The organism is Kribbella jejuensis (assembly GCF_006715085.1).
Taxonomy (GTDB): domain Bacteria; phylum Actinomycetota; class Actinomycetes; order Propionibacteriales; family Kribbellaceae; genus Kribbella; species Kribbella jejuensis.
Window position 1 is genome coordinate 406296 of sequence record NZ_VFMM01000003.1, and the last position, 22069, is coordinate 428364.

24 protein-coding genes are annotated in these 22069 nt (G+C 68.6%); 14 read left to right on the forward strand and 10 right to left on the reverse strand.

Features of this window, described 5'->3' with window-relative positions; all coding sequences use genetic code 11:
• Positions 1–3 precede the first annotated feature (3 nt).
• Complete coding sequence (locus FB475_RS29635; protein WP_141860517.1) at positions 4–900, reverse strand: hypothetical protein; 897 nt, start codon at positions 898–900, stop codon at positions 4–6.
• Positions 901–1136: 236 nt separating this feature from the next.
• Here FB475_RS29635 and FB475_RS29640 point away from each other — a divergent pair, with 236 nt between their 5' ends.
• Entirely contained in the window at positions 1137–1694 is a 558-nt protein-coding gene (locus tag FB475_RS29640; protein ID WP_141860519.1) for a Rieske (2Fe-2S) protein, read from the forward strand.
• Between the two features lie 54 nt (positions 1695–1748).
• On the opposite strand, the gene FB475_RS29645 is transcribed toward FB475_RS29640, so the two are convergent.
• Both FB475_RS29645 and FB475_RS29650 read right to left on the reverse strand, forming a co-directional pair.
• Complete coding sequence (locus FB475_RS29645) at positions 1749–2975, reverse strand: S8 family peptidase (RefSeq protein WP_141860521.1); 1227 nt, start codon at positions 2973–2975, stop codon at positions 1749–1751.
• A gap of 148 nt (positions 2976–3123) precedes the next feature.
• A complete protein-coding gene (locus FB475_RS29650) occupies positions 3124–3579 on the reverse strand; it encodes a DUF6194 family protein (RefSeq protein WP_141860523.1) in 456 nt (151 codons plus the stop codon).
• Positions 3580–3661: 82 nt separating this feature from the next.
• On the opposite strand from FB475_RS29650, the gene uvrC reads away from it, so the two are divergent.
• The 3 genes from uvrC (at position 3662) to FB475_RS29665 (ending at position 7583) form a co-directional block, all read left to right on the forward strand.
• The gene (gene uvrC, locus FB475_RS29655; RefSeq protein WP_141860525.1) at positions 3662–5692 is read left to right on the forward strand and encodes an excinuclease ABC subunit UvrC; all 2031 of its coding nucleotides are present in this window, start codon (positions 3662–3664) and stop codon (positions 5690–5692) included.
• A complete protein-coding gene (gene rapZ / locus FB475_RS29660) occupies positions 5692–6558 on the forward strand; it encodes an RNase adapter RapZ (RefSeq protein WP_141860527.1) in 867 nt (288 codons plus the stop codon). The genes uvrC and rapZ overlap by 1 nt, the downstream gene beginning before the upstream one ends.
• Before the next feature lie 89 nt (positions 6559–6647).
• Entirely contained in the window at positions 6648–7583 is a 936-nt protein-coding gene (locus tag FB475_RS29665; RefSeq protein WP_141860529.1) for a gluconeogenesis factor YvcK family protein, read from the forward strand.
• On the opposite strand, the gene FB475_RS29670 is transcribed toward FB475_RS29665, so the two are convergent.
• Entirely contained in the window at positions 7584–8987 is a 1404-nt protein-coding gene (locus tag FB475_RS29670) for a hypothetical protein (protein ID WP_141860531.1), read from the reverse strand.
• A complete protein-coding gene (locus tag FB475_RS29675) occupies positions 8984–9490 on the reverse strand; it encodes a SigE family RNA polymerase sigma factor (RefSeq protein ID WP_141860532.1) in 507 nt (168 codons plus the stop codon). The genes FB475_RS29670 and FB475_RS29675 overlap by 4 nt, the downstream gene beginning before the upstream one ends.
• Before the next feature lie 187 nt (positions 9491–9677).
• On the opposite strand from FB475_RS29675, the gene whiA reads away from it, so the two are divergent.
• The 8 genes from whiA (at position 9678) to FB475_RS29715 (ending at position 16219) form a co-directional block, all read left to right on the forward strand.
• Entirely contained in the window at positions 9678–10661 is a 984-nt protein-coding gene (whiA, locus tag FB475_RS29680; protein ID WP_141860534.1) for a DNA-binding protein WhiA, read from the forward strand.
• A gap of 95 nt (positions 10662–10756) precedes the next feature.
• The gene (locus tag FB475_RS29685) at positions 10757–11149 is read left to right on the forward strand and encodes a hypothetical protein (RefSeq protein ID WP_141860536.1); all 393 of its coding nucleotides are present in this window, start codon (positions 10757–10759) and stop codon (positions 11147–11149) included.
• 263 nt (positions 11150–11412) lie between these two features.
• The gene (gene gap, locus FB475_RS29690; protein WP_141860537.1) at positions 11413–12417 is read left to right on the forward strand and encodes a type I glyceraldehyde-3-phosphate dehydrogenase; all 1005 of its coding nucleotides are present in this window, start codon (positions 11413–11415) and stop codon (positions 12415–12417) included.
• A 100-nt stretch (positions 12418–12517) separates the two neighbouring features.
• Complete coding sequence (locus FB475_RS29695) at positions 12518–13711, forward strand: phosphoglycerate kinase (protein WP_141860539.1); 1194 nt, start codon at positions 12518–12520, stop codon at positions 13709–13711.
• Between the two features lie 5 nt (positions 13712–13716).
• Positions 13717–14529: a triose-phosphate isomerase gene (gene tpiA, locus FB475_RS29700; RefSeq protein ID WP_141860541.1), complete on the forward strand. Its 813-nt coding sequence runs from the start codon at positions 13717–13719 to the stop codon at positions 14527–14529.
• Positions 14526–14759, forward strand: a complete 234-nt coding sequence (secG, locus tag FB475_RS29705; protein WP_141860543.1) for a preprotein translocase subunit SecG — start codon at positions 14526–14528, stop codon at positions 14757–14759. Before tpiA ends, secG begins: the two co-directional genes overlap by 4 nt.
• Positions 14760–14774: 15 nt before the next feature.
• A complete protein-coding gene (locus tag FB475_RS29710) occupies positions 14775–15134 on the forward strand; it encodes an RNA polymerase-binding protein RbpA (RefSeq protein WP_141860545.1) in 360 nt (119 codons plus the stop codon).
• Between the two features lie 95 nt (positions 15135–15229).
• Positions 15230–16219: an SMP-30/gluconolactonase/LRE family protein gene (locus FB475_RS29715; RefSeq protein WP_141860547.1), complete on the forward strand. Its 990-nt coding sequence runs from the start codon at positions 15230–15232 to the stop codon at positions 16217–16219.
• Position 16220: 1 nt separating this feature from the next.
• Here the strand turns inward: FB475_RS29715 and FB475_RS29720 are convergent, their stop codons facing one another.
• The gene (locus FB475_RS29720) at positions 16221–16817 is read right to left on the reverse strand and encodes a Uma2 family endonuclease (RefSeq protein WP_141860549.1); all 597 of its coding nucleotides are present in this window, start codon (positions 16815–16817) and stop codon (positions 16221–16223) included.
• A 71-nt stretch (positions 16818–16888) separates the two neighbouring features.
• Here FB475_RS29720 and FB475_RS29725 point away from each other — a divergent pair, with 71 nt between their 5' ends.
• Positions 16889–17749 (forward strand): LLM class flavin-dependent oxidoreductase, encoded by an 861-nt coding sequence (locus FB475_RS29725; RefSeq protein WP_141860550.1) that lies wholly within the window; start codon positions 16889–16891, stop codon positions 17747–17749.
• Between the two features lie 77 nt (positions 17750–17826).
• Here the strand turns inward: FB475_RS29725 and FB475_RS29730 are convergent, their stop codons facing one another.
• Positions 17827–18030 (reverse strand): cold-shock protein, encoded by a 204-nt coding sequence (locus FB475_RS29730; protein WP_134100749.1) that lies wholly within the window; start codon positions 18028–18030, stop codon positions 17827–17829.
• A gap of 423 nt (positions 18031–18453) precedes the next feature.
• Here FB475_RS29730 and FB475_RS29735 point away from each other — a divergent pair, with 423 nt between their 5' ends.
• Positions 18454–18729 carry a protealysin inhibitor emfourin gene (locus FB475_RS29735; protein ID WP_141860552.1) on the forward strand — a complete coding sequence of 92 codons (276 nt, stop codon included), beginning with the start codon at positions 18454–18456 and terminating at the stop codon, positions 18727–18729.
• Here FB475_RS29735 and FB475_RS29740 read toward each other — a convergent pair.
• From FB475_RS29740 to FB475_RS29750, 3 genes are read right to left on the reverse strand one after another with little or no spacing between them, the layout of a single operon-like run.
• On the reverse strand, positions 18726–20171 hold the full coding sequence (locus FB475_RS29740; protein WP_141860554.1) for a beta-N-acetylhexosaminidase: 1446 nt from the start codon (positions 20169–20171) through the stop codon (positions 18726–18728). The two genes, FB475_RS29735 and FB475_RS29740, sit on opposite strands and share 4 nt — an antisense overlap.
• Positions 20172–20213: 42 nt before the next feature.
• On the reverse strand, positions 20214–20882 hold the full coding sequence (locus FB475_RS29745) for a fructosamine kinase family protein (RefSeq protein ID WP_141860556.1): 669 nt from the start codon (positions 20880–20882) through the stop codon (positions 20214–20216).
• Positions 20857–22059 carry an MFS transporter gene (locus FB475_RS29750; RefSeq protein ID WP_141860558.1) on the reverse strand — a complete coding sequence of 401 codons (1203 nt, stop codon included), beginning with the start codon at positions 22057–22059 and terminating at the stop codon, positions 20857–20859. Before FB475_RS29750 ends, FB475_RS29745 begins: the two co-directional genes overlap by 26 nt.
• Positions 22060–22069: the final 10 nt, after the last annotated feature.

Here is a 22069-nt window from a genome sequence, read left to right on the forward strand (position 1 = left end):
GGGTCAGCGGCGGAAGAGTTGTTGCCAGAGGTGGCGTAGCCAGGTGCGGCGGGGGGTTGGTAGGAGGGCTGCCGGCAGTACGACGGACGGTGGTGTGGCGAGGGTGACCGGGACCTGGACCATGCGGTCGCCCTGTAACCAGTAGAGGTCCTGGCTGCACTGGTCGGCGGCGCCCTGGTAGGTCTCGGCCACGTACGCGGCCAACCGGTCCGCGACCTCCTGTCCCACGTCCGCCGGGCAGAACGCGACCGTGCTCAACCGCGGTACGCCGACCAGCACGCCCATCCCGATCGACGCCTGCGGCATGAGTTTCTCCCGGTCGACGATCGCCATCGACACCAGCGGATCGTCCTCCCGGGCGAGCACCGAGAAGCCGTCGTGCGCGACCGGCCGCAGGTCGGCGATCTGGTCCAGCGTCAGCTGCACCGGCGACGGTACGTCGGGGTCGCCGAGCCCGAGCATCGATCGCCGGACGACTGTCAGCCGCCGGTAGTCGTTCCCGGTACAGATGAACACCACGACCTCGAAGTGGTCGCCGAACGGGATCAACGCATCCGCGACCGGCCCGGCGGTCCGCGCGGACCAGCCGCGCTGCAGCAACATCGCCCGCTGCCGGTCCGCGACATCCCCGAACCGGTGCTCCTCGGTGGCGAGCTCGCCCTCCGCGACCACCGCCCGCAACCACGCCTCGATCTGGTCGGCCCACAACTGCTGCGGCAACTGCAGGCACCGGTCGATGATCTCGCCGAGCCCGACGACCGCGGACATCTGCAGCGACCCACGCCCCCAGCCGACCTCGACGGTCCGGTCGGCGGTGTCGACGACGCACCCCGGCATCCACAGCGGCGCGAGGTCCGCGATCGCCTTCAGCACGGTCGAGTCGTTCGTCGTACCAGTCATCTCATGCCTCTCCCACCACCACAGTGTGCCGGGCCGGGCTCGCGGCGGACCGGTCAGCGGGAGAAACCTTAGTTGCCGACCGGTCGAACCGGGCCGGCGGCTCCCAGCTGATTCACAGCGAACCTTCAAACCGCGGTTCAAGCAGATTCCGGTGAACCGATCCGGTGGGCGGGTCGTTTGAGTAGATGGATAGCGTTCAACTACTTCGATCAGCAGGCTCTTGGAGGTCCAGGTTCATGAGCGATGACACGACGGCATCGGCCACCAACTCGGCGGCAGCCGCAGCAGGCGGTCTCCGCGACCGCAGGACGGTGCTGCGCTGCGCCGCGATGGTCGCCCTGGCAGGTGCCGGCGCGCCGCTCCTCGCGGCCTGTGGCGGCAGCGACAACGGCAGCACAGGCAGCGCAGGCAGTACGGGCAGCGCAAGCGGCACCGGTACGTCGCCCTCGGCGACCGGCTCCGCACCGACCACCGGGACGTCGTCGAGCGCGCCGGCCGCCGGCGGGAAGGTCCTCGGCCCGGTGTCCGACGTACCGGTCGGTGGCGGGAAGGTGTTCACCGACGCGAAGGTCGTCGTGACGCAGCCGACCGCGGGTACGTACAAGGGCTTCTCCGCGGTCTGCACGCATCAGGGGAACCCGGTCGGCTCGGTGGAAGGTGGCCAGATCGTCTGCCCGTTCCACAACAGCCACTTCAGCATCACCGACGGCAGCGTGGTCAGCGGACCGGCGCCGGCCCCGCTCCCCGCGGTGAACGTGAAGGTCCAGGGCGGCAACATCGTCGAATCGGCCTGACCGAACACAGCGACCGCGGACCGGGCCAGGTGGGCCGGGTCCGCGGTCGCTGAATCAGGACTGGTCCGGAGCCCCGACGTACAGCAGTTTGTTCGGTGAGCCGGTGCCCGGGTCGCCGACCTTGTCCGCGGTCGAGCTGCCGACCAGCGCCGTGGCGACGTCGGCCGGGGTCGCATCCGGGTGGTCGGCCAGGTAGAGCGCGATCGCGCCCGCAACGTGCGGTGTCGCCATCGACGTACCACTCATCTTCGCGGTGGCGTCCGGGCCGGTGATGCCGACCGAGGTGATGTCGACCCCCGGCGCGAACAGGTCCACGCACTTGCCGTAGTTCGAGAACGCGGCACGCTGGTCCTTGTCGTCGGTGGCGCCGACCGTGATCGCCGACGGCTCCCTGGCCGGGGAGGTCAGGCAGGCGTCGGCGCTGTCGTTGCCCGCGGCAACGGCGTAGGTGATGCCGGAGCCGATGGACGCCTTCAACGCGGCGTCCAGCGCGTCGTCCGCGCCGCCACCGAGGCTCATGTTCGCGACCGCCGGCTTCTTCGCGTTCTTGGTCACCCAATCGATACCGGCCACAACGGATTCGGTCGAGCCGGAGCCCTGGCAATCCAGCACCCGGACCGCGATCAGCTTCGCCGCCTTGGCCATGCCGTACGTCGTACCGCCGATGGTGCCGGCCACGTGGCTGCCGTGGCCCATGCAGTCGACGCCGTTCTGGCCGTCGCCGACCGTGTCGGTGCCGACCGACGCGCGGTCGCCGAAGTCCTGGTGCTTGGCGTAGATACCGGTGTCGATGATGTACACGTTGACGTTCTTGGCGTCGGTCGACGGCAGGTACTTCTTGTCCAGCGGCAGGGCGTGCTGGTCGACCCGGTCGAGGCCCCACGGCGGGTTGTCCTGGGCGACTGTGATCTTCTGGTTCTGCTCGACGTACGCGACCCGGGGATCGGTGGCAACCTTCTTCGCCTGGTCGTCGGACATGTTCGCCGAGAAGCCCTTGATCGACGCGTCGTACTGGTCCTTGACCTCGACGTCGTAGCTCGCCGCCAGGCTCTGCGTCGCGACCCGGGTCTGTGCCTGCGAGCGCTGGCCCGCCAGGACGACGATGTAGCTGCCGGGGATCGCGTTCGGGTTGCCGGCGCCGCGGATCGTCACCGGCGCGGCCTGCCCAGGGGCGTCGGCAGCGCTGCTACCGGGTGCGGTGGCGACGATTCCGGTCACGGACAGCGCGGCGACTGCCACCGCACCGAACGCTGCGCGTGATCCGCGGAGTGAAGGGGACATGGGCGGAACTCCCTCGAGTCAGCGCGAGGCCTTGTTGCCTCACGCAAGGACCTGCGCATCTACCCTTGTGCACAAGTAACGCAGGTCGCCCATCCCAGCAGGGGATAAATCTCGACTTATGAGTCAACCCGCAACAGGAACGCAATCTTCACCGCGTTTGCCTGGCTTCGTGGTTGGCGTACTTGCGGGCCGCAAAGCTGTACGCCTCGTCGATCAACGGCAGTAACCGGTCCGGTTCGGTCGGATTCACGATCGCGACCCAGTACTGCGAGGCGTAGAACGGGTGCGGCATCAGGACGTCCCGGGCCGCGTAGTCGTGGCCGGAGTCGAGCACCCAGTCGGCATCGCGTTCGGTCGGCACCGGGCCGAGGAGTTCGCCGTACGTCGCCTTGGTGAGGCCGAGGTTCAGCCGCCAGGCGCCGGGCTCGTCGAGGTTCGACACCTTCTCGTAGTGGTCGCCGGTGACAATGGTGGCGAAGGGTTGCTGCCGTTCCGGTGGCAGGTCGCCGGCCGGGTCGTACAGGTAGAAGAGGTCGTCCTGGGCCTCGAGCACCCGGACGCCGGCGTACGCACGGATCGTCCGATCACATTCCTGGTATCTCATGCCTTCAAGTCTGTCATTGAAGCAGCGGTGGAGACTTTTCCCCGATTCCGGATTTGTCCGTGGGCCGAACTAGGGTGGTTGGGTGGCTGATCCGTCCTCCTACCGTCCCGCTCCGGGATCGATTCCCGACTCACCCGGCGTCTACCGCTTCAGCGACTCCGCCGGGCGGGTGATCTACGTCGGCAAGGCGAAGAACCTGCGCGCCCGGTTGTCGTCGTACTTCCAGGACCTGGTGAACCTGCACCCGCGGACGCAGGCGATGGTGACGACGGCCTCGAAGGTCGAGTGGACGGTGGTCGCCAGCGAGGTCGAGTCGCTGCAGCTGGAGTACTCCTGGATCAAGGAGTACGACCCGCGCTTCAACGTGAAGTACCGCGACGACAAGTCGTACCCGTGGCTCGCGATCACCCTCAACGAGGACTACCCGCGGGTGATGGTCGGCCGCGGCCAGAAGAAGAAGGGCGTGAAGTACTTCGGTCCGTACAGTCACGCCTGGGCGATCCGCGAGACCGTCGACCTGCTGCTCCGGGTGTTCCCGATGCGCTCGTGCAGCAAGGGCGTGTTCAACCGGCACCGCCAGATCGGCCGGCCCTGCCTGCTCGGGTACATCGGCAAGTGCGCCGCCCCGTGCACCGGTCAGGTGACGCAGGAGGAGCACCGCCAGATCGTCGACGACTTCGCCGCGTTCCTGTCCGGCCAGACCGCGACGTACGTGCGCCGCCTGCAGAAGGAGATGCAGGCCGCGGCCGCCGAGCTGGAGTACGAGCGGGCCGCCAAGATCCGCGACGACCTGGCCGCGCTGGAGAAGGCGCTGGCCAAGAACGCGGTGGTCCTCGGCGACGGCACGGACACCGACGTGATCGCGCTCAGCGAGGACCCGCTCGAGGTCGCGGTGCAGATCTTCTACGTCCGCGGCGGCCGGATCCGCGGTGAGCGCGGCTGGATCGCCGACAAGGCCGACGGTACGGCGACGACCGCCGACCTGGTCTCGCAGTTCATCCAGCAGACGTACGCCGGGGACTCCGGCGACACGATTCCGCGGGAGATCCTGGTCCCGACGATGCCTGAGGACGCCGCGGCGCTGACCGAATGGCTCGAGGGGATCCGCGGCGCGCGGGTGTCGATCCGGGTCCCTCAGCGCGGTGACAAGAAGGCGCTGATGGAGACCGTCGAGCGGAACGCGCTGCAGACGCTGACCATGCACAAGACCAAGCGGGCCAGCGATCTGACCACCCGCAACCAGGCGCTGGAGGAGATCCAGACCGCGCTCGACCTGCCCGAGGCGCCGCTGCGGCTGGAGTGCTACGACATCTCGAACCTGCAGGGCACCGAGGTGGTCGCGTCGATGGTCGTCTTCGAGGACGGCCTGCCGCGCAAGAGCGAGTACCGGCGGTTCGTGATCAAGGGCGTCGACGGCCAGAACGACGTCGCCTCGATCGCCGAGGTCCTCACCCGCCGCTTCAAACGCCTCCTCGACGAACGCGCCACGATCGCCGCCGAGGAAGATCCGAACGCCGCCCTGATCGACCCCGAGACCGGTCGCGCGAAGAAGTTCGCGTATGCGCCAGGACTCGTGGTCGTCGATGGTGGTCCACCCCAGGTAGCGGCAGCCCGCCAGGCGATGGACGAGCTGGGCGTCGGCGACATCCCCGTGGTCGGCCTCGCGAAGCGGCTGGAAGAGGTGTGGGTCCCGGACGAGGAAGACCCCGTCATCTTCTCCCGCACCAGCGAAGGTCTGTATCTGCTGCAGCGCCTGCGCGACGAGGCGCACCGCTTCGCCATCACCCACCACCGCAACAGGCGATCGAAGTCGATGGTCGAGAGCACCCTCGACGACGTCGCGGGCCTGGGCGACGTCCGGCGGAAGACCTTGCTGCGGCACTTCGGGTCGCTGAAGAAGTTGCGCGGCGCGACGGTCGACGAGGTGGCCGCGCTGCCCGGTTTCGGGCCGCGGCTGGCGGAGTCCGTCGTACTCGCGGTTAACGCTGCTGCAACGAAGGCGGAAACCGGCCGGGCTCCGTCGGTCAACACCGCGACAGGCGAGATACTGGGCGACGACGTTCCGGCGCCGGCCGGGACGCCTGACGGGGACCCAGGGAGAACTGAGAACTGATGGACGACACGGGCGGCAACCTGATCATCGTGTCCGGGATGTCCGGCGCGGGCCGCAGCTCGGTCGCGGACGTGCTGGAGGACCTCGGCTGGTTCGTGGTGGACAACCTGCCGCCGATGTTCCTGACCACGATCGTCGAGCAGGTGGTCGGTACCGGCGCGGCGCCGCGGCTCGCGGTCGTCGTCGACGTCCGGACCGGGTTGTTCTTCGACGAGCTGAGCTCGGCGATCCACGACCTGCGGCTGAAGGGGTACCGGCCGCTGACGCTGTTCCTTGAGGCGTCGGACGACGTGATCGTGCGCCGGCAGGAGAGCGTCCGCCGGCCGCACCCGCTGCAGGGCGAGGGCCGGCTGCTCGACGGCATCCAGCGCGAACGCGAGCTGCTCGGCGACATCCGGGCCGGCGCCGACCTGGTGATCGACACCTCCAGCCTCAACATCCACCAGCTGGCCGCGAAGATCGTGAACGCGTTCGGCGACGAGGAGAACGCCGAGCTGCGCGCGACCGTGGTGTCGTTCGGCTTCAAGTACGGCATCCCGGTGGACGCCGACGTGGTCGCCGACATGCGCTTCATCCCCAACCCGTACTGGCAGCCCGATCTGCGGCCGATGACCGGGCAGGACAAGCCTGTGTCAGACTTCGTGCTCGGCCATCCGCTGGCCCAGCAGTTCCTCGAGAACTACGTGGACGTGCTGGACACCCTGCGGACCGGCTACCTGAACGAGGGCAAGCGCTTCGTCACCGTCGCGATCGGCTGCACCGGGGGTAAGCACCGCAGCGTCGCGATGGCCGAGGAGATCGCCCGCCGGCTGCGCGAGAAGGGCTCACCGACGTTGGTAGTGCACCGGGACCTGGGCCGCGAGTGAGCCAGAGCGACTGGGACAGGCCTGCCCGCGGACAGCGCGGGCAGGGGCACTCTGGTGCGTTGTCAGGGGGGCGACCCCCGGGCCCCCGGGTGGCTCCACGCGTCGTCGCGTTGGGTGGGGGACACGGTCTGGCCGCGTCCCTGTCCGCGTTGCGGCATGTCACCGACCAGCTGACCGCGGTCGTCACGGTCGCCGACAACGGCGGCTCGTCCGGGCGGCTGCGCAAGGAGCTCGGCGTACTGCCTCCGGGGGACCTGCGGATGGCGCTGGCGGCGTTGTGCCGCGACGACGAGTGGGGCCGGACGTGGGCCGACGTACTGCAGCATCGGTTCCGCAGCAACGGTGAACTGCACGACCACGCGGTCGGCAACCTGTTGATCGTGGCGCTGTGGGAGCTGCTCGGCGAAGCGGTCGACGGGCTCGACTGGGTCGCCCGGCTGCTCGGTGCGCAGGGCCGGGTGCTGCCGATGTCCGCCGTACCGCTGGACATCACCGCGCGGGTCCTCGGGCTGGATCCGGCGCGTCCGGACGCGATCACCGAGATCCGCGGTCAGGCCGAGGTCGCGTCGACGGAGGGCCATGTGGTCGACGTCGCGCTCGATCCCGCCGACCCGCCGGCTTGTCCCGAGGCCCTCGTCGCGATCGCGGAAGCGGACTGGGTCGTGGTCGGACCGGGGTCGTGGTTCACGTCCGTGATCCCCAACCTGCTGGTGCCGGAGCTGTGCCGCGGCCTGGAGCAGACCAGCGCCCGCCGGCTCCTGACGCTGAACCTGGGGGAGCAGAAGGGGGAGACCGACGGGTTCTCACCCGAGACGCACCTGGAGGTGCTGGCCGGCCACGCCCCGGATCTGCGCATCGACGTCGTGCTCGCCGACGTCGGTCACGTGCCCGACCCCGAGTCCCTCCGCCGCACCGCGGAGTCCCTCGGAGCCGAGCTCGTGATCGCCGACATCGCCGACGACGACCGCGACCTGCACCACGCCCCCGACAAACTCGCCAAGATCTACCGCGAGATCTTCAGCTAGTCAGTCGAAGTCGGCGTCGACGTCCTTCCTGATGTCGTAGATCTGCTTGCCGTGTGCGTCGTACCCGCGCACCCGGACCTTCTGGATGTCCGAGTTCCCACCGGTCAGCCCCCAGATGTAGAAGCCGTTGGAGATCAGCGCTCGGGTCGGGCCTTGCTTCGGCAGATCGACGACGAGCTGCGCGACGCCGTCCGGCACCATGCCGAAGTCGAACGTCTCCGCGAACTTCCCGTCCGCCTGGACGGCGCCACGCGTGTAGTCGTAGGCGCCCTTCGCGGTGACGCCGAGCATGTGGCACCACGCGTAGACCCTGCGATCCGGCGAGATCAGTACCGCGGTCAGCTTGTTGCCGGTGCCGGTCTTGAGTGCGACCGCCCAGTTCTTGTCGACCGGCCCGGCGGCATCGATGACCGGATCGGGCTGATGGCCCTTGCCGAAGTAGATCGCGTCCACCTCGGCGCATCGGGTACGGACCTGGTCGTCGGTCAACGGGCTGACCGGCGGCGCCGGCACCAGTGCCTTCCCGGTGAGCGGATCCTTTGTCATCACAGCGTCCGGCGTGATCGGCTCGGCCGTCTTGACCGTGACGTTCGACGGCAGGGACGGCCTTGCGGTCGCCGCAGTCGGGAGTGTCGGCTGCGTGTACTCGTAGACCTTGCGGCCGTCCGCGTCGTACCCGCGAACCCGACGGACGTTCTTATTCTGCGCGTCCAAGCCGAGCGTGTAGAACCCGTCCGCTCCGAGGAGCGCTTGCCGCGGCTGCGTTTCGCCGTCGAGGTCGACGAGCACTTCGCGGACACGTGGCGGGACCCGGGTGCCAACGATCGAGCCTTCCGAGTTCTTCATGCCTTCGGTGCTGATCCGGCCGTACGACTGCGCCTGGCCGACACCTGTCAGCGTGCAGGTGCTGACGATGGACCGGTCGGGCGACAGGAACAGCGCCTGCACACGGGTACCTGTGCCGGCCTTGACCTCGAGTTTCCAGGCCGGTCCGAGCGGCACGCCCTTGTCGTCGGAGTTCGCGACGCGCTCGCGGAGGAAGTCGAGGTACTCCTGGTCGGCCGGCTTGCACTGGTCGCGCAGGTTCGCGTCGCTGAGTTGGCTGACCGGTGGTGGCGGCAGGACCGCCCGGCCGGTTTCGTCGCCGGTGATGGTGCCGGTCTTCGGGTCGATCGTCACCGTCGGGCCGTTCGCCGGACCGGTGCTCTCGTGGCGGGCCGCGGACCAGGTGGCGGCGCCGGCGATGATGACGGCGGTGGTGAGCACAGCGGTCGAGACCGTCGCGATGCGCGTCTTCCGAACCGAGCGCCGGGCGCGGATCAGCAGTTCGTCGACGTCCGTACTCAACGGATGGTCGGTGTCGTCGGCGGCCGCGGCCAACAGGCGTTCGATGTCGCTGTTCATGAGGCGCTCCTTTCGGTCTGGTCGAGAAGTTCGCGCAGCCGGGTCAGACCGCGCGACGTCTGGCTCTTCACGCCGCCGGTCCCGATGCCGAGGATGTCCGCGGTCTGTTCGAGGCTGAGGTCGGCGTAATGACGGAGCACGACGCACGCGCGTTGGCTCGGCGGGAGCGCAGCCAGCGCCTGTACGACGAGCAGGCGGTCGTCGACCGCGCCGCCGGGATCGGGGAGTGCTGCGACCGGGTCCTCGGCATCCACGAGGCGTTCGCGGCGCCACGGGCGGCGGGACTGTTCGAGGACGGAAGTGACGAGGCACTTGTGCGCGTAGGAGTTCAGACCTTGGGTGCGGTCGATCCGGTGCCAGCGCCGGTACACCTTCACCAGCGCGTCCTGGGCAGCGTCCTCGGCCCGGTGCCAGTCGCCGCACATCAGGTACGCCGTACGCCGCAGCCGGCGGATCGCCGACGCGGCGAACTCGGTGAACTCGGATTCGTCCGGTGCCTTCATGCCCCTCCTCTCAGGCCCTCTCACGATGTCGGGGAGGTAATGCGGCCACCCACACGAAAGGTTGCAACGTAACCGCGGCGATCACAGTCCGTTGGTCTGATGACACTCCATCCGGCCCCTGGCGGAGGGGAGCGCAGAGCCGAAGGCCGGCCCGAGGGTCTTTGACATGGGTGGGAGGATGCTTTCTATGGCGATGACAGCACAGGTGAAGTCCGAGCTGACCAGTATTCAGGTGACGAAACCGTGTTGCCGCAAGGCCGAGGTCTCGTCGATCCTGCGGTTCGCCGGCGGGCTGCACCTGGTGTCGGGGCGGATCGTCGTGGAGGCCGAGCTGGACAGTGGTGCCGCGGCGCGGCGGCTGCGCAAGGACATCGCCGAGATCTTCGGTCACCCGTCGGACGTCGTGGTGATCTCCCCGTCGGGCATTCGCAAGCAGACGAAGTACGTCGTCCGCGTGGTCCGCGACGGTGACGCGCTCGCGCGCCAGACCGGTCTCGTGGACAACCGTGGTCGTCCGGTGCGCGGCCTGCCGCCGGCGGTCGTGTCGGGTGCGTCCTGTGACGCGGTGGCGGCCTGGCGAGGTGCGTTCCTCGCGCACGGTTCGCTGACCGAACCGGGGCGGTCCTCGTCGCTCGAGGTGACGTGCCCCGGTCCGGAGGCGGCGCTGGCGCTGGTCGGTGCGGCCCGGCGGCTCGGGATCGGTTCGAAGGCGCGCGAGGTACGCAACGTCGACCGCGTGGTGATCCGCGACGGTGACGCGATCGGCGCGCTGCTGACCCGGCTCGGTGCGCACGAGTCGGTGCTCGCGTGGGAGGAGCGCCGGATGCGCCGCGAGGTCCGCGCCACCGCGAACCGGCTCGCGAACTTCGACGACGCCAACCTGCGCCGCTCCGCCCGCGCCGCGGTCGCCGCCGGCGCCCGGGTCGAACGCGCCCTCGAGATCCTCGGCGACGATGTACCCGACCACCTGCAGGTGGCGGGCAAACTCCGCCTCGAACACAAGCAGGCCAGCCTCGAAGAGCTCGGCCAGCTGCACGAACCGGCCCTCACCAAGGACGCCGTCGCCGGCCGCATCCGCCGCCTGCTCGCGATGGCCGACAAACGAGCCTCCGACCTCGGCATCCCCAACACCGAAGCCAACCTCACCCCCGAAATGCTCGACCCAGCCTGACCGAATCGTTACCTTCTCCGGCCCACAGCGCGCTTGCCCCGTTGGTTGGATTCCCTCACGGGGGTTGCCATTCGACGAACATGTGAGGACAAGCGATGGGTGACGCAGCGGACGAAGCACGGGCTCTTCAAGAGCTGGAGCAGCGCAGGACCGCAGAGCTGCTGAGGATCGAGGCGGAGAAGGAAGCTGCTCGTCAGCGAGCGGCCGAGGAGGCCGCGAAGAAGAGTAGTATGGTCGCGGATCCGGAGCAGGCAGCGCCCAACTGGCCGGACGACGGGTTTCAGGCCGAGGCGCCCGGACGGCTGCAGGCCGTGCAGGGCGCCCTGGGTGTCGGGCATGCGGGCGACGTGGCCTTCGCGCAGAAGCTGTTGAACAGCGGGCAGGCGCCGCTGGGAAGTGTCAGCGCACCGGAGCAGTCGGCTGCCGGCTCGAAAGAGGGTTCGGCCGGAGCACGGACCGGGGCGAAGCCTGCTCTCGGTCTCGGCTGAGGCACCAGCCTGCGGGCGTCGGCCTGAGACGAACCTGGTGCGCCCGGTCGGTGAACGGCGCGTGGCCGGCAGTGCGAGCGGCGGTTTCCGGAGGGACGTTCTGGAAATCGCCGCTTGGCGTACCAGTCAGTGGTCTGGTCTGAAGCCGTCGGAAAGTGGCGGTGGTCTTATCTGGACGCTACCAGTTGATCGAGTGGGCTGTTGGGCTAGTGTTCGGGCTGTAGCGGCAGTGCTCGACAGCTAGTTTGAGGAGACGTAGTCCCGTGACCGTACGCGTAGGTATCAACGGCTTCGGCCGGATCGGCCGTAACTTCTTCCGCGCCGCGCAGGCGTCCGGTGCCGACATCGAGGTCGTCGCCGTCAACGACTTGACCGACAACCAGACCCTCGCTCACCTGCTGAAGTACGACTCGATCCTGGGCCGCTTCCCCGGCGAGGTCTCCGCCACCGACGACGACATCACCGTCGCCGGCAAGAGCTTCAAGGCGTTCGCCGAGCGCGACCCCGCCAACCTCAAGTGGTCCGACGTCGGCGCCGACGTCGTGATCGAGTCCACCGGTTTCTTCACCGACGCCACCAAGGCCAAGACGCACGCCGACAACGGCGCCAAGAAGGTCATCATCTCCGCCCCGGCGAAGAACGAGGACCTGACCGTGGTGATGGGCGTGAACCACGACCTGTACGACGCCGAGAAGCACACCGTGATCTCGAACGCGTCCTGCACCACGAACTGCCTGGCCCCGCTGGCCAAGGTCCTGCACGACGCGTTCACGATCGAAAAGGGTCTGATGACCACGATCCACGCGTACACCCAGGACCAGAACCTGCAGGACGGCCCGCACAAGGACCTGCGTCGCGCCCGCGCCGCCGCCCTGAACATCGTCCCGACCTCCACCGGCGCCGCGAAGGCGATCGGCCTGGTGCTGCCGGAGCTGAAGGGCAAGCTGGACGGCTACGCGCTGCGCGTCCCGGTCCCGACCGGTTCGGCCACCGACCTGACCGTCACCGTCGGCCGCGAGGTCACCGTCGACGAGGTCAAGGAGGCCTACAAGGCCGCCGCCGAGGGTCCGCTGAAGGGCTACCTGACCTACACCGACGACGAGATCGTCTCCACCGACATCGTCACCGACCCGGCGTCCTGCATCTTCGACTCGGGCCTGACCAAGGTGATCGGCAACCAGGTCAAGGTCGTCGGCTGGTACGACAACGAGTGGGGCTACTCGAACCGCCTCGTCGACCTGGTCAACCACGTCGGCGCCTCGCTCTGACGCATTCCCTGCTTGCGTCCGGAGAGCTGGTGTCGTCTCCGGGCGCAAGCTCGTTCACCCGAGGAAGCTGACCGAGGAAACTGACCGAGGAAACTGAACTGTGAAGACCATCGAAGATCTCGGCGACCTGGCCGGCCAGCGGGTGCTGGTCCGGTCCGACCTGAACGTGCCGATCAAGAACGAGGTGATCGGCGACGACGGCCGGATCCGCGCCTCGCTGCCCACGCTGGTGAAGCTGGCCAAGGCCGGCGCGAAGGTGATCGTCACCGCGCACCTCGGCCGGCCGAAGGGCACGCCGAACCCGCAGTTCACCCTGGCGCCGGTGGCCAAGCGGCTCGGCGAGCTGCTGCAGCCCGAGGGCATCACGGTGCACTTCGCCACCGACGTCACCGGTGACGCGGCGCAGTCCGCCGTCCAGGACCTGGATGAGGGCGAGGTTCTGCTGCTGGAGAACGTGCGCTACGACCCGCGCGAGGAGAGCAAGGACGAGGACGAGCGGGCCGCTCTGGCCGACGAGCTCGCCGCGCTCGCGGACGTTTTCGTCAGCGACGGCTTCGGTGTCGTGCACCGCAAGCAGGCCAGCGTGTACGACGTGGCGCGCAAGCTCCCGCACGCCGCCGGCGGCCTGGTGCTCGCCGAGGTCGACGTACTGAAGAAGCTCACCGAGGACCCGGCCCGGCCGTACGTCGTCGTCCTCGGCGGCGCGAAGGTGTCGGACAAGCTCGCGGTGATCGACAACCTGCTCGCCAAGGCCGACAAGCTGCTGATCGGCGGCGGCATGGTCTTCACGTTCCTGAAGGCGCAGGGCCACGAGGTCGGCAAGAGCCTGCTCGAGGAAGACCAGCTGGACGTCGTCCGCGGCTACCTGAAGGAGGCCGGCGACAAGATCGTGCTGCCGACCGACATCGTGGTCGCTCCCGAGTTCAAGGCCGACTCCCCGGCGACCGTGGTCGCGGCCGACGCGATCCCGGCCGACCAGCTCGGCCTGGACATCGGCCCGGAGTCGGGCAAGGCTTTCGCGGCCGAGGTCGCGCAGGCGAAGACCGTGTTCTGGAACGGTCCGATGGGCGTCTTCGAGATGGCGGCGTTCGCCGGCGGAACCAAGGCCGTCGCGCAGGCGTTGACCGAGGTGGACGGCCTGAGTGTCGTCGGTGGCGGTGACTCCGCGGCCGCCGTCCGGCAGCTAGGCTTCGCCGACGACGCGTTCGGCCACATCTCCACCGGTGGTGGCGCGTCGCTCGAATACCTGGAGGGCAAGGAGCTCCCGGGTCTCGCCGTACTGGAAGAGGACTGACACCGATGGCCGACCCCACAGCTGCCCGTACGCCGTTGATGGCGGGCAACTGGAAGATGAACCTCAACCATGTCGAGGCCGTGCACCTGCTGCAGAAGCTGAGCTGGACGCTGCAGGACAAGAAGCACGACTTCGACCGGGTCGAGGTGGCGGTGCTGCCGCCGTTCACTGACATCCGCAGCGTGCAGACGCTGGTCGACGGTGACCGGATGAAGATCAAGTACGGCGCCCAGGACGTGTCCACGAAGGACTCCGGGGCGTACACCGGCGAGATCTCGGCGTCGATGCTCACCAAGCTCGGCTGCACCTACGTGCTGACCGGGCACTCGGAGCGCCGGCAGTACCACAACGAGACCGACGAGATCGTCAACGCCAAGACGGCGAAGGCGCTCGAGGCCGGCCTGACCCCGATCATGTGTGTCGGCGAGGGCCTGGAGATCCGGAAGGCCGACGGTCACGTCGCGCACTGCCTGGGTCAGATCGACGCGGGGCTGGCAGGTCTGAAGCCGGACGACGTCCGCAAGCTCGTGATCGCGTACGAGCCGGTCTGGGCGATCGGCACCGGCGAGGTGGCGACTCCGGAGGACGCGCAGGAGGTGATCGCCGCGATCCGGGGCCGGATCGAGGAGACGATTTCACCCTCGGTCGCCGACTCGGTACGGATTCTTTACGGCGGATCGGTGAAGATGGCCAGTGCAGGTGGCATCATGGCCCAACCGGATGTCGACGGCTGCCTGGTCGGAGGTGCGAGCCTTCAGGTGGAGGAGTTCGCCGGCATCTGCCGTTACCTGGACCTTCAGTTAGGCTACTCCTCGTGAAACTCGCTTTCTCGATCGTCGTGATCGTCTGCAGCCTCTTCCTGACGCTGCTGGTGCTGCTGCACAAGGGCCGCGGTGGCGGCCTGTCGGACCTCTTCGGTGGCGGGGTGTCGTCCAGCCTCGGCGGCTCGTCGGTCGCCGAGCGGAACCTGGACCGGATCACCATCGGTGTCGGTCTGATCTGGTTCGCCGCCATCGTCGCGCTCGGCCTGCTCTACAAGCTCGGCTGAGGGGAGTAGGTTCCCGTGGCTGGTGGTGGCAGTGCGATTCGTGGCAGCCGGGTCGGTGCCGGGCCGATGGGCGAGGCCGAGCGCGGCGACACCGCGCCCCGGCAGCGCATCGTGTTCTTCTGTGCGAACGGGCACGAGACCGCGACCTGGTTCGCGGTCGAGGCGGCCATCCCGGAGGAGTGGGACTGTCCACGGTGCGGTCTGCCGACCAGCACCGATGTGAACAACCCGCCTCCGCCGCCGAAGATCGAGCCCTACAAGACCCACCTGGCCTATGTGAAGGAGCGCCGCTCCGAACAGGAGGCCCAGGAGATCCTGGACGAGGCCCTCGAGAAGCTTCGGGCGCGACGCGCTCGTGGCGAGGTCATCTACTAGCACGCACGACAGCTACAGCCCGGTCACGTCGGCCGGGCTGTCGCCGTTCGGTGGCCGTTTGTGGCCGGGCCGGTGCAGCGCGCTAGGGTCTGGTCATGAAGTCGTCGATCGCCCCGGTCCGCTGGACTCCGCCGCCCGCGTCGCCGGTGCGGCATCCGAAGAACGTCGACGTCGAGCTGGTCGCGCTGCCGGGCGCCGGCCCCGAGGACACGTTGATCGACGACGACGGCAGCGTGCTCACCGGTCTGTACGACGGCCGCATCCTGCGCGTCTCCGCCGACGGGAAGACGATCAGCACGCTGGCCGACACCGGCGGCCGTCCCCTCGGCCTGGAGTGGCTGCCCGACGGCAAGGTGCTGATCTGCGACGCGAACCGCGGCCTGCTGACCCTGGACCCACGTCGTGGCGCCGATCACCGGATCGCGACGCTGCTGTCCGAGATCGACGGCCGGCCGATGCGGTTCTGCAACAACGCCGACGTCACCGAGGACGGCACGATCTACTTCACCGACTCCTCCACCCGGTTCGGCATCGACGAGTGGATGGCCGACCTGCTCGAACACTCCGCGACCGGCAGCGTGTACCGCCGTACGCCCGACGGCGAGGTGACCCGGCTGGCCACCGGACGCGCCTTCCCGAACGGCGTCGCACTGAGCAGCGACCGGACGGCGCTGTTCTGGGCCGAGACCGCGACGTACGGCCTGTACAAGCTCGACCTGACGACAGACGGCGCCGAGCCGGTGCAGATCGCCACGATCCCCGGGCTGCCCGACAACATCGCCCGCGGCTCGGACGGGCTGATCTGGGTCGCGGTCGGCTCGCCGCGCAACGCCGTACTCGACCTGCTGCTGCCGAAGCATCCGGTCTTCCGCAAGGTCGTCTGGTCGCTGCCGGACGCCCTCAAGCCGAAGGCCGCCGACATCATCGAGATCCAGGCGTACGACGAGAACGGCGACCTCGTCCACGACCTACGCGCCAAACACCCGGACTTCCACATGCCCACCGGCGTCCGCGAGCGAGACGGCAGGGTCTGGCTGGGCAGCATCGGCACCAGCTCGCTCGCGACGTTCGCGACACCCAGCTGACTCAGCGGGGTTCGAGAAGTTCCGCCGGGTCGAACGAGAAGCTGAACGGCTCATCGGCCGCGAAGGTCTGTCCGGAGCGCGCCTGTGCCTGCAGAACATACTCGCCGCCGGTGAGCCGGAGCAGCTCGATCAAAACGTCGTTAGGGCGGATCTCGACGTGCATGTAGTACGGGATGCCCAGAGCTGCGCAGACGGCAGGCTTGTCGATGCGATCGCGATGGAACGATGACGGCGAGATGATCTCGATCGGGCACAGCACCTGCTCGGCCTCGATCCAGGTCTGCTGGCGCACCGGCTGATGCAGCAGCACGAGATCAGGCTCGATCCAGCCGCTGAGTCCGGTGCGGACGTTCAGCGCGGTGTACAACGCGTGTCCTGCAACTCGCGCCGGCGACCGGAGCAGCGCGACAAGCTCGGCCGCGGCCCAGCTGTTTGCACTGCCCTCCCGTGGGCTCATTCTGAGTCTTCCCTCCGCAGCCTCGTACCGCGCCGGCGGCATACCTTCGATGGGCAGGTAGCGCTGTGCCAGCTCGACCGTCCACAGACCGTCGAGGTCGATCAGCGGGTCGAACGGGTACTCGGGTGCGGGTGCGGCCATGCCTACCTCCTTTTCCGGCTCCAGCTTAGGCCACGTACTGCTGCGCAAGTTCTTACGCGTAAGGTTCCGGCATGCGTTTCGGGATTGCGATTCTGCCGGAGTACCGGTGGCGCGACGCCGCGCCGCGGTGGCGGCGGGCTGAGGAGTACGGGTTCGATCATGCGTGGACGTACGACCATCTGACCTGGGGCGGCCTCCAGGACTCACCGTGGTACGGGACGACGCCGACGCTGACGGCGGCCGCGACCGTGACGTCGAGGATCAAGCTCGGTACGTTCGTCACCTCGCCGAACTTCCGCCACCCACTCGCACTGACCCGGGACATCCTCGCGATCGACGACGTCTCCAACGGCCGCTTCGTCTGCGGGATCGGCGCCGGCGGCAGCCTGGACGCGACGATCCAGGGCGGCCCGGACCTGACTCCGCGCCAGCGGCAGGACCGGTACGAAGAGTTCGTGAAGCTGCTCGACATCCTGCTGACGACCGACGGCGTGGACTTCAAGGGCGAGTACTTCGAGACCCGCAACGGCCGCACGTTACCTGGTTGCGTGCAGCAACCGCGAGTACCGCTCGTCCTCGCCGGCAACGGCCCACGCTCGCTGCGGTTCGCCGCCGAGCACGGGGACGGCTGGATGACGACCGGGGGAGACAAGACCACGCTCGACACCTGGTTCGCGTCGCTCGCCGACCTGAGCCGCCGCCTCGACGACCGCCTCGAAGGCCGCCACCTGGACCGCTACCTGTCGATCGACAACGCGCTCTACGCCCTCTCCAGCCCCGCAGCCTTCGAAGACATCGCCGGCCGGGCCGCAGCCCTGGGCTTCACCGACCTGATCACCCACTGGCCCCGAGCCGAAGGCGTGTACGGCGGCTCCGAGGACGTCCTGGAGACCGTCGCCACCGACCTGATCCCACGTTTGCGCCGAGCATGACCAAACTGAGCCGGGCATGACGAAGGGGCCGCACGCCGGTCGGTGTACGGCCCCTTCGTGGTGTGCTGGAAGGGCGATCAGATCGCGCGGATGTTCTCCGCCTGCAGGCCCTTCTGGCCCTGGGTGATCTCGAACTCGACGCGCTGGTTCTCGTCCAGCGAGCGGAAGCCCGACATCTGGATGGCGGAGTAGTGCGCGAACACGTCCGCGCCACCGTCATCCGGGGTGATGAAGCCGAAGCCCTTGTCAGCGTTGAACCACTTGACAGTACCGACAGCCATTTGTCTATCTCCTCGATGGCTATTAACAATCCGTGGCCCACACCTCATGGACCACGCGTCGCCGAAAGGCCCCAGACGACAGACCGGCCATGCAGCACAGCAAAGTCAGGGAGTCCAAAACTGCAACGCCATAACTGTAGCCGTTCTGCGCCGCGATGGTAGGGGTGACCACAAACACGTGTCGCTGATTGTCGTCAACCGCTACTCTCCGTACGCGGTCGATTCGGGCTGTGCGAGGCCTTGCCCGGAACCGGAAATCCGGCGCCTACCTGCTGTTTCGCGGGCGCGGGAGGGTACGGGAGATTGGCAACGAAAGACAATTGATCGGTACGCCGGGTGATGGGCGCATGATCCTGATCGAATTTCCCGGCGTGTCGCGCGGCTGTGGACAGTTGCACGAGGCGCAACAGCAAGGAGACGGAAATGATCCTGACGGTGACCCGGACCGGCGGTTTCGCGGGCCTGACCAAACAAGGCGAGCTCGACACGACCGATCATCCGGACGCCGACCGGCTCGAGGCGGCGGCCCGCGCGCTGGCCACGAAGGACCTCGGCTCGGGCCGGCCCCAGCCGGACCGGTACGTGTACCGGCTGGAGGTGCGTGACGCCCACGACGCGGACGCCACGCAGCACACGGTCGCCGAGCAGGACGTGGACCCGACCACCGCGTGGCTGTTCGACCAGGTCCTCAGCCGTTAACGCCAGTCAATCTCCGGCGCCCGGTAGAAGTTGACCCCCAGGACCTCCCAGCGCGGCGCCTGCTCGGCCAGCCGGTCCTTGTACGCGGTCCAGTCGAGCGCGTCCTCCGCGGACCACCCGAGCTCGGCGATCCCGGGCAGCCGCGGGAACACCATGAACTCCACCTTGGCGAGGTCGTCGAGCGTCTCGGTCCACAGCGGCGCCTCGACGCCGTCGATCGCAGCGGCGGGCACGTCCGGAATCAGCGTAGCCGGGTTCCAGGTGTAGGACTGCTCGACGCTCACCAGCCCCGCCCAGTCGAGCCCGAGCGGCGTCTCTGCGTCGTACTTCATGTCCAGGTACGCGCGGTTGGCGGGGGAGAGCACCAGCGTCGCGCCCTGCTCCACCGCCTTCTGCGCCAGCACCTGGGCCTTCGCGTCCTCGGTGCCCCAGTACTGAACGACCGTGCCGGCGGGCAGCGGTGCGTCGGCGATCTCGTGCCAGCCCATCACCCGCTTGCCGTGCTTCACGACGAGCTCGGCGGCCTTGGGCACGAAGTCGAGGTACTCCGAATGCGGTGTCGAGTGGGCCTCGTCGCCGCCGAGGTGCAGGACCTCACCGGGCGTCTGCTCGGCCACCTCCCGGAACACGTCGTCGAGGAACTCGTACGTCACGTCCTTGTCGATCGCGAACGAGCTGAAGCCGACCTCGGTCTCGGTGTACAGGTCAGGCGCCTGGTCGCCCTTGTTCAGCTCGGCGTACGACGCCAGCGCCGCGTTGGTGTGGCCCGGGGTGTCGATCTCCGGTACGACGGTGATGTAGTGCTCAGCGGCGTACTGGACGAGGTCGGCGTACTCCGCCTTCGTGTAGTAGCCGCCCGCGCCACCGCCCACCTGCAGGCTTCCGCCGTACTCCGTGAGCCGCGGCCAGGAGTCCACCTGGATCCGCCAGCCCTGGTCGTCGGACAGGTGCAGGTGCAGGCGGTTGAGCTTGTACAGCGACACGAGGTCGATGAAGTGCTTGACCTGGTCGACGGTGAAGAAGTGCCGCGTCACGTCGAGCATGACGCCGCGGTACCCGTACCGCGGGGCGTCGGAGATCGTCGTACCGGCGACGTCCCACGGGCCGTCCTGTTGCGTCGCGGCCTCGGCCTTCGCGGGCAGGAGCTGGCGCAGCGTGGTGACGCCACGGAACACGCCCTCGGCGGTCCCGGCCGTGATCGTCACGCCGTCCGCAGCCACGCGGAGCTCGTACGCCTCGCCCTGCTGGTTGCCGTCAGCGGACAGCGTGATCGTGCCGGCGCCGTCCTGCACCGGGAGTGCGAACCCGGTTGAGCGCCGGAGCTGTTCGGCGAGCCGGTCGGCGATCGTACGGGTCGCGGAGTCGGCGCCGATGGTGGCGTCGGGCTGCAGCGTGAAGGTCTGGTCAGGAAGCGCCTGCTGCGCCGTGGGCTGCGGAATCATGATCGAAAGTGTTCGCGGCCGGGCTGGTTACGTCAAGAGGCTTCAATATCGCCGGGCGACGTTGAGCGCCTGAGACACGTACCCGCCACCGAACAGTTCCGCGTGGACCAGCAGCGGGTGCACCTCGTTGTACGCCCGCAGCACACGCTCAAGGTGCGGGAGACCGAAGAGCGCCAGCATCGCCAGGTCAGTCTCCCGGTGGCCGCCGTGTGCGGCAGGGTCGATCAAGTGCACGCCCTGCGGTGTCCAGAGCACGTTGCCGGACCACAGGTCGCCGTGGATCCGGGCAGGTCGTTCAGACGGGTCGTCGTACATCCCCGCTTCCAGCCGCTCACAGAGGCGTTCCAGGCCGGGTAGCAAGTACGGCCGGATCCGCAGGCTTGCGTAGAAGGCGCCCCACGAGTCTGTGGGCTCCTGAGCATGCGGCAACGGCAGAGTGCCGATGTAGCCGTCGCCGTCCCAACCGTCAGGCGGTACGCCGAAGTAGCGAGCGCCGGCGTCATGCGTGACAGCCAGCCGCCGCCCGAACTCCTCTGCAGCCGCCGCTGTCGCAGGCGCGTACTCCAGCCTGGCTGTCGTCAGCTGGGTGGGGGAGACGTCGAGTGGCTCGGCCACCGGTACTCCGCCCGGTACCGCGAGCCACCGCAGCCCCGCAGCCTCGACCTCGAAGAACCCGCTGGGTGCGTCAGGCCGGGTCTTCACAAAGGTCATGCTCCGACTCTGGCACGCCGGAGCGGCGTCGGGCCACCAGGGGCTCGCTCAGCATCACGAGTGCGGCAGCCGCGGTGAGCAGGGCACCGACGAGTGCTACCGCGCGCACGCTTGTGTGGTCGATCAGTGCGCCGCCGACGAACGCGCCGGCCGCGATCCCGACGTTGAACGCCGAGCTCGTCCCGGCCGACGCCAGGTCGGTGCTGCCCGGGGCCACCTGCAATGTCCTGCTCTGGGTGGCGACCGCGAGGCCGCTGAACGCGAGGCCGATGAGTCCGATCAGCACGACCGTCACAACCTTCAGTTGGCCCAGCGCGAACAGCCCGAACAGGCCGACCGTGATCAGCCCCAGCGGAACGACCGTCGCGCCCCACGGGTACCGATCGAGCACCCGCCCGACGATCAACGTCCCGGCCAGGCCGCCCGCGCCACTCGCGAGCAGCATCGGGCCGAGCGCGTCGGACGAGAACTTGCTGATGTCCAGCAGGAACGGCGTGACGTAGGTGTTGAACGTGAGGAACCCGGTCACGCCGACCGCCGACGTGATCAGCAGGACGACGTACCGCCGGAGATCGGGGGAGCTGCCCCGGCGCGACGGACTGTCCTGGACCTCGGTCCGCGGCAGCAGCACGGCGGTCCCCGCGCAGGCGGCCGCCCCGAGCACGGTCATCACCAGGAACGGAACCCGCCAGCCCGCCTGCTCACCGAGCCAGGTGCCGAGCGGGATGCCGAGGATCGGCGCGAGCGCGGTGCCGATGGCGAGCCGCGCCACCACCCGCCCGCGGAACTCTGGCGGGAACAGGCTGGTCGCGATCGGCGGCGCGATCGACCAGAACAGCGCCTGGGACAGGGCAACCGCCAGCCGCGCGGCGAAGAGCAGTTCGTACGACGGGGCGGCTGCGGACAGCGCGGTGGCGACGGTGAGGACCCCGAGCGTGCCGGACAGCACGAGGCGCCGGGGGAGACGCTGGGTCAGCCGGGCCAGCGGGAGCGAGGCGAGCACGACGACGGCGGCGTATCCGGTGACGAGGAGACCGACCTGTGAGCGGGAGCGCTGGAGATCGCCGGCGATCACGGTCAGCAGACCGATCGGGAGCACCTCGATCGTCACGAAGGAGAACGTCGAAACGCCGAGGAACACCAGTGCGGCGTTGGCTCGGCGGGACGAGAGCTGCATGGGCCACCTG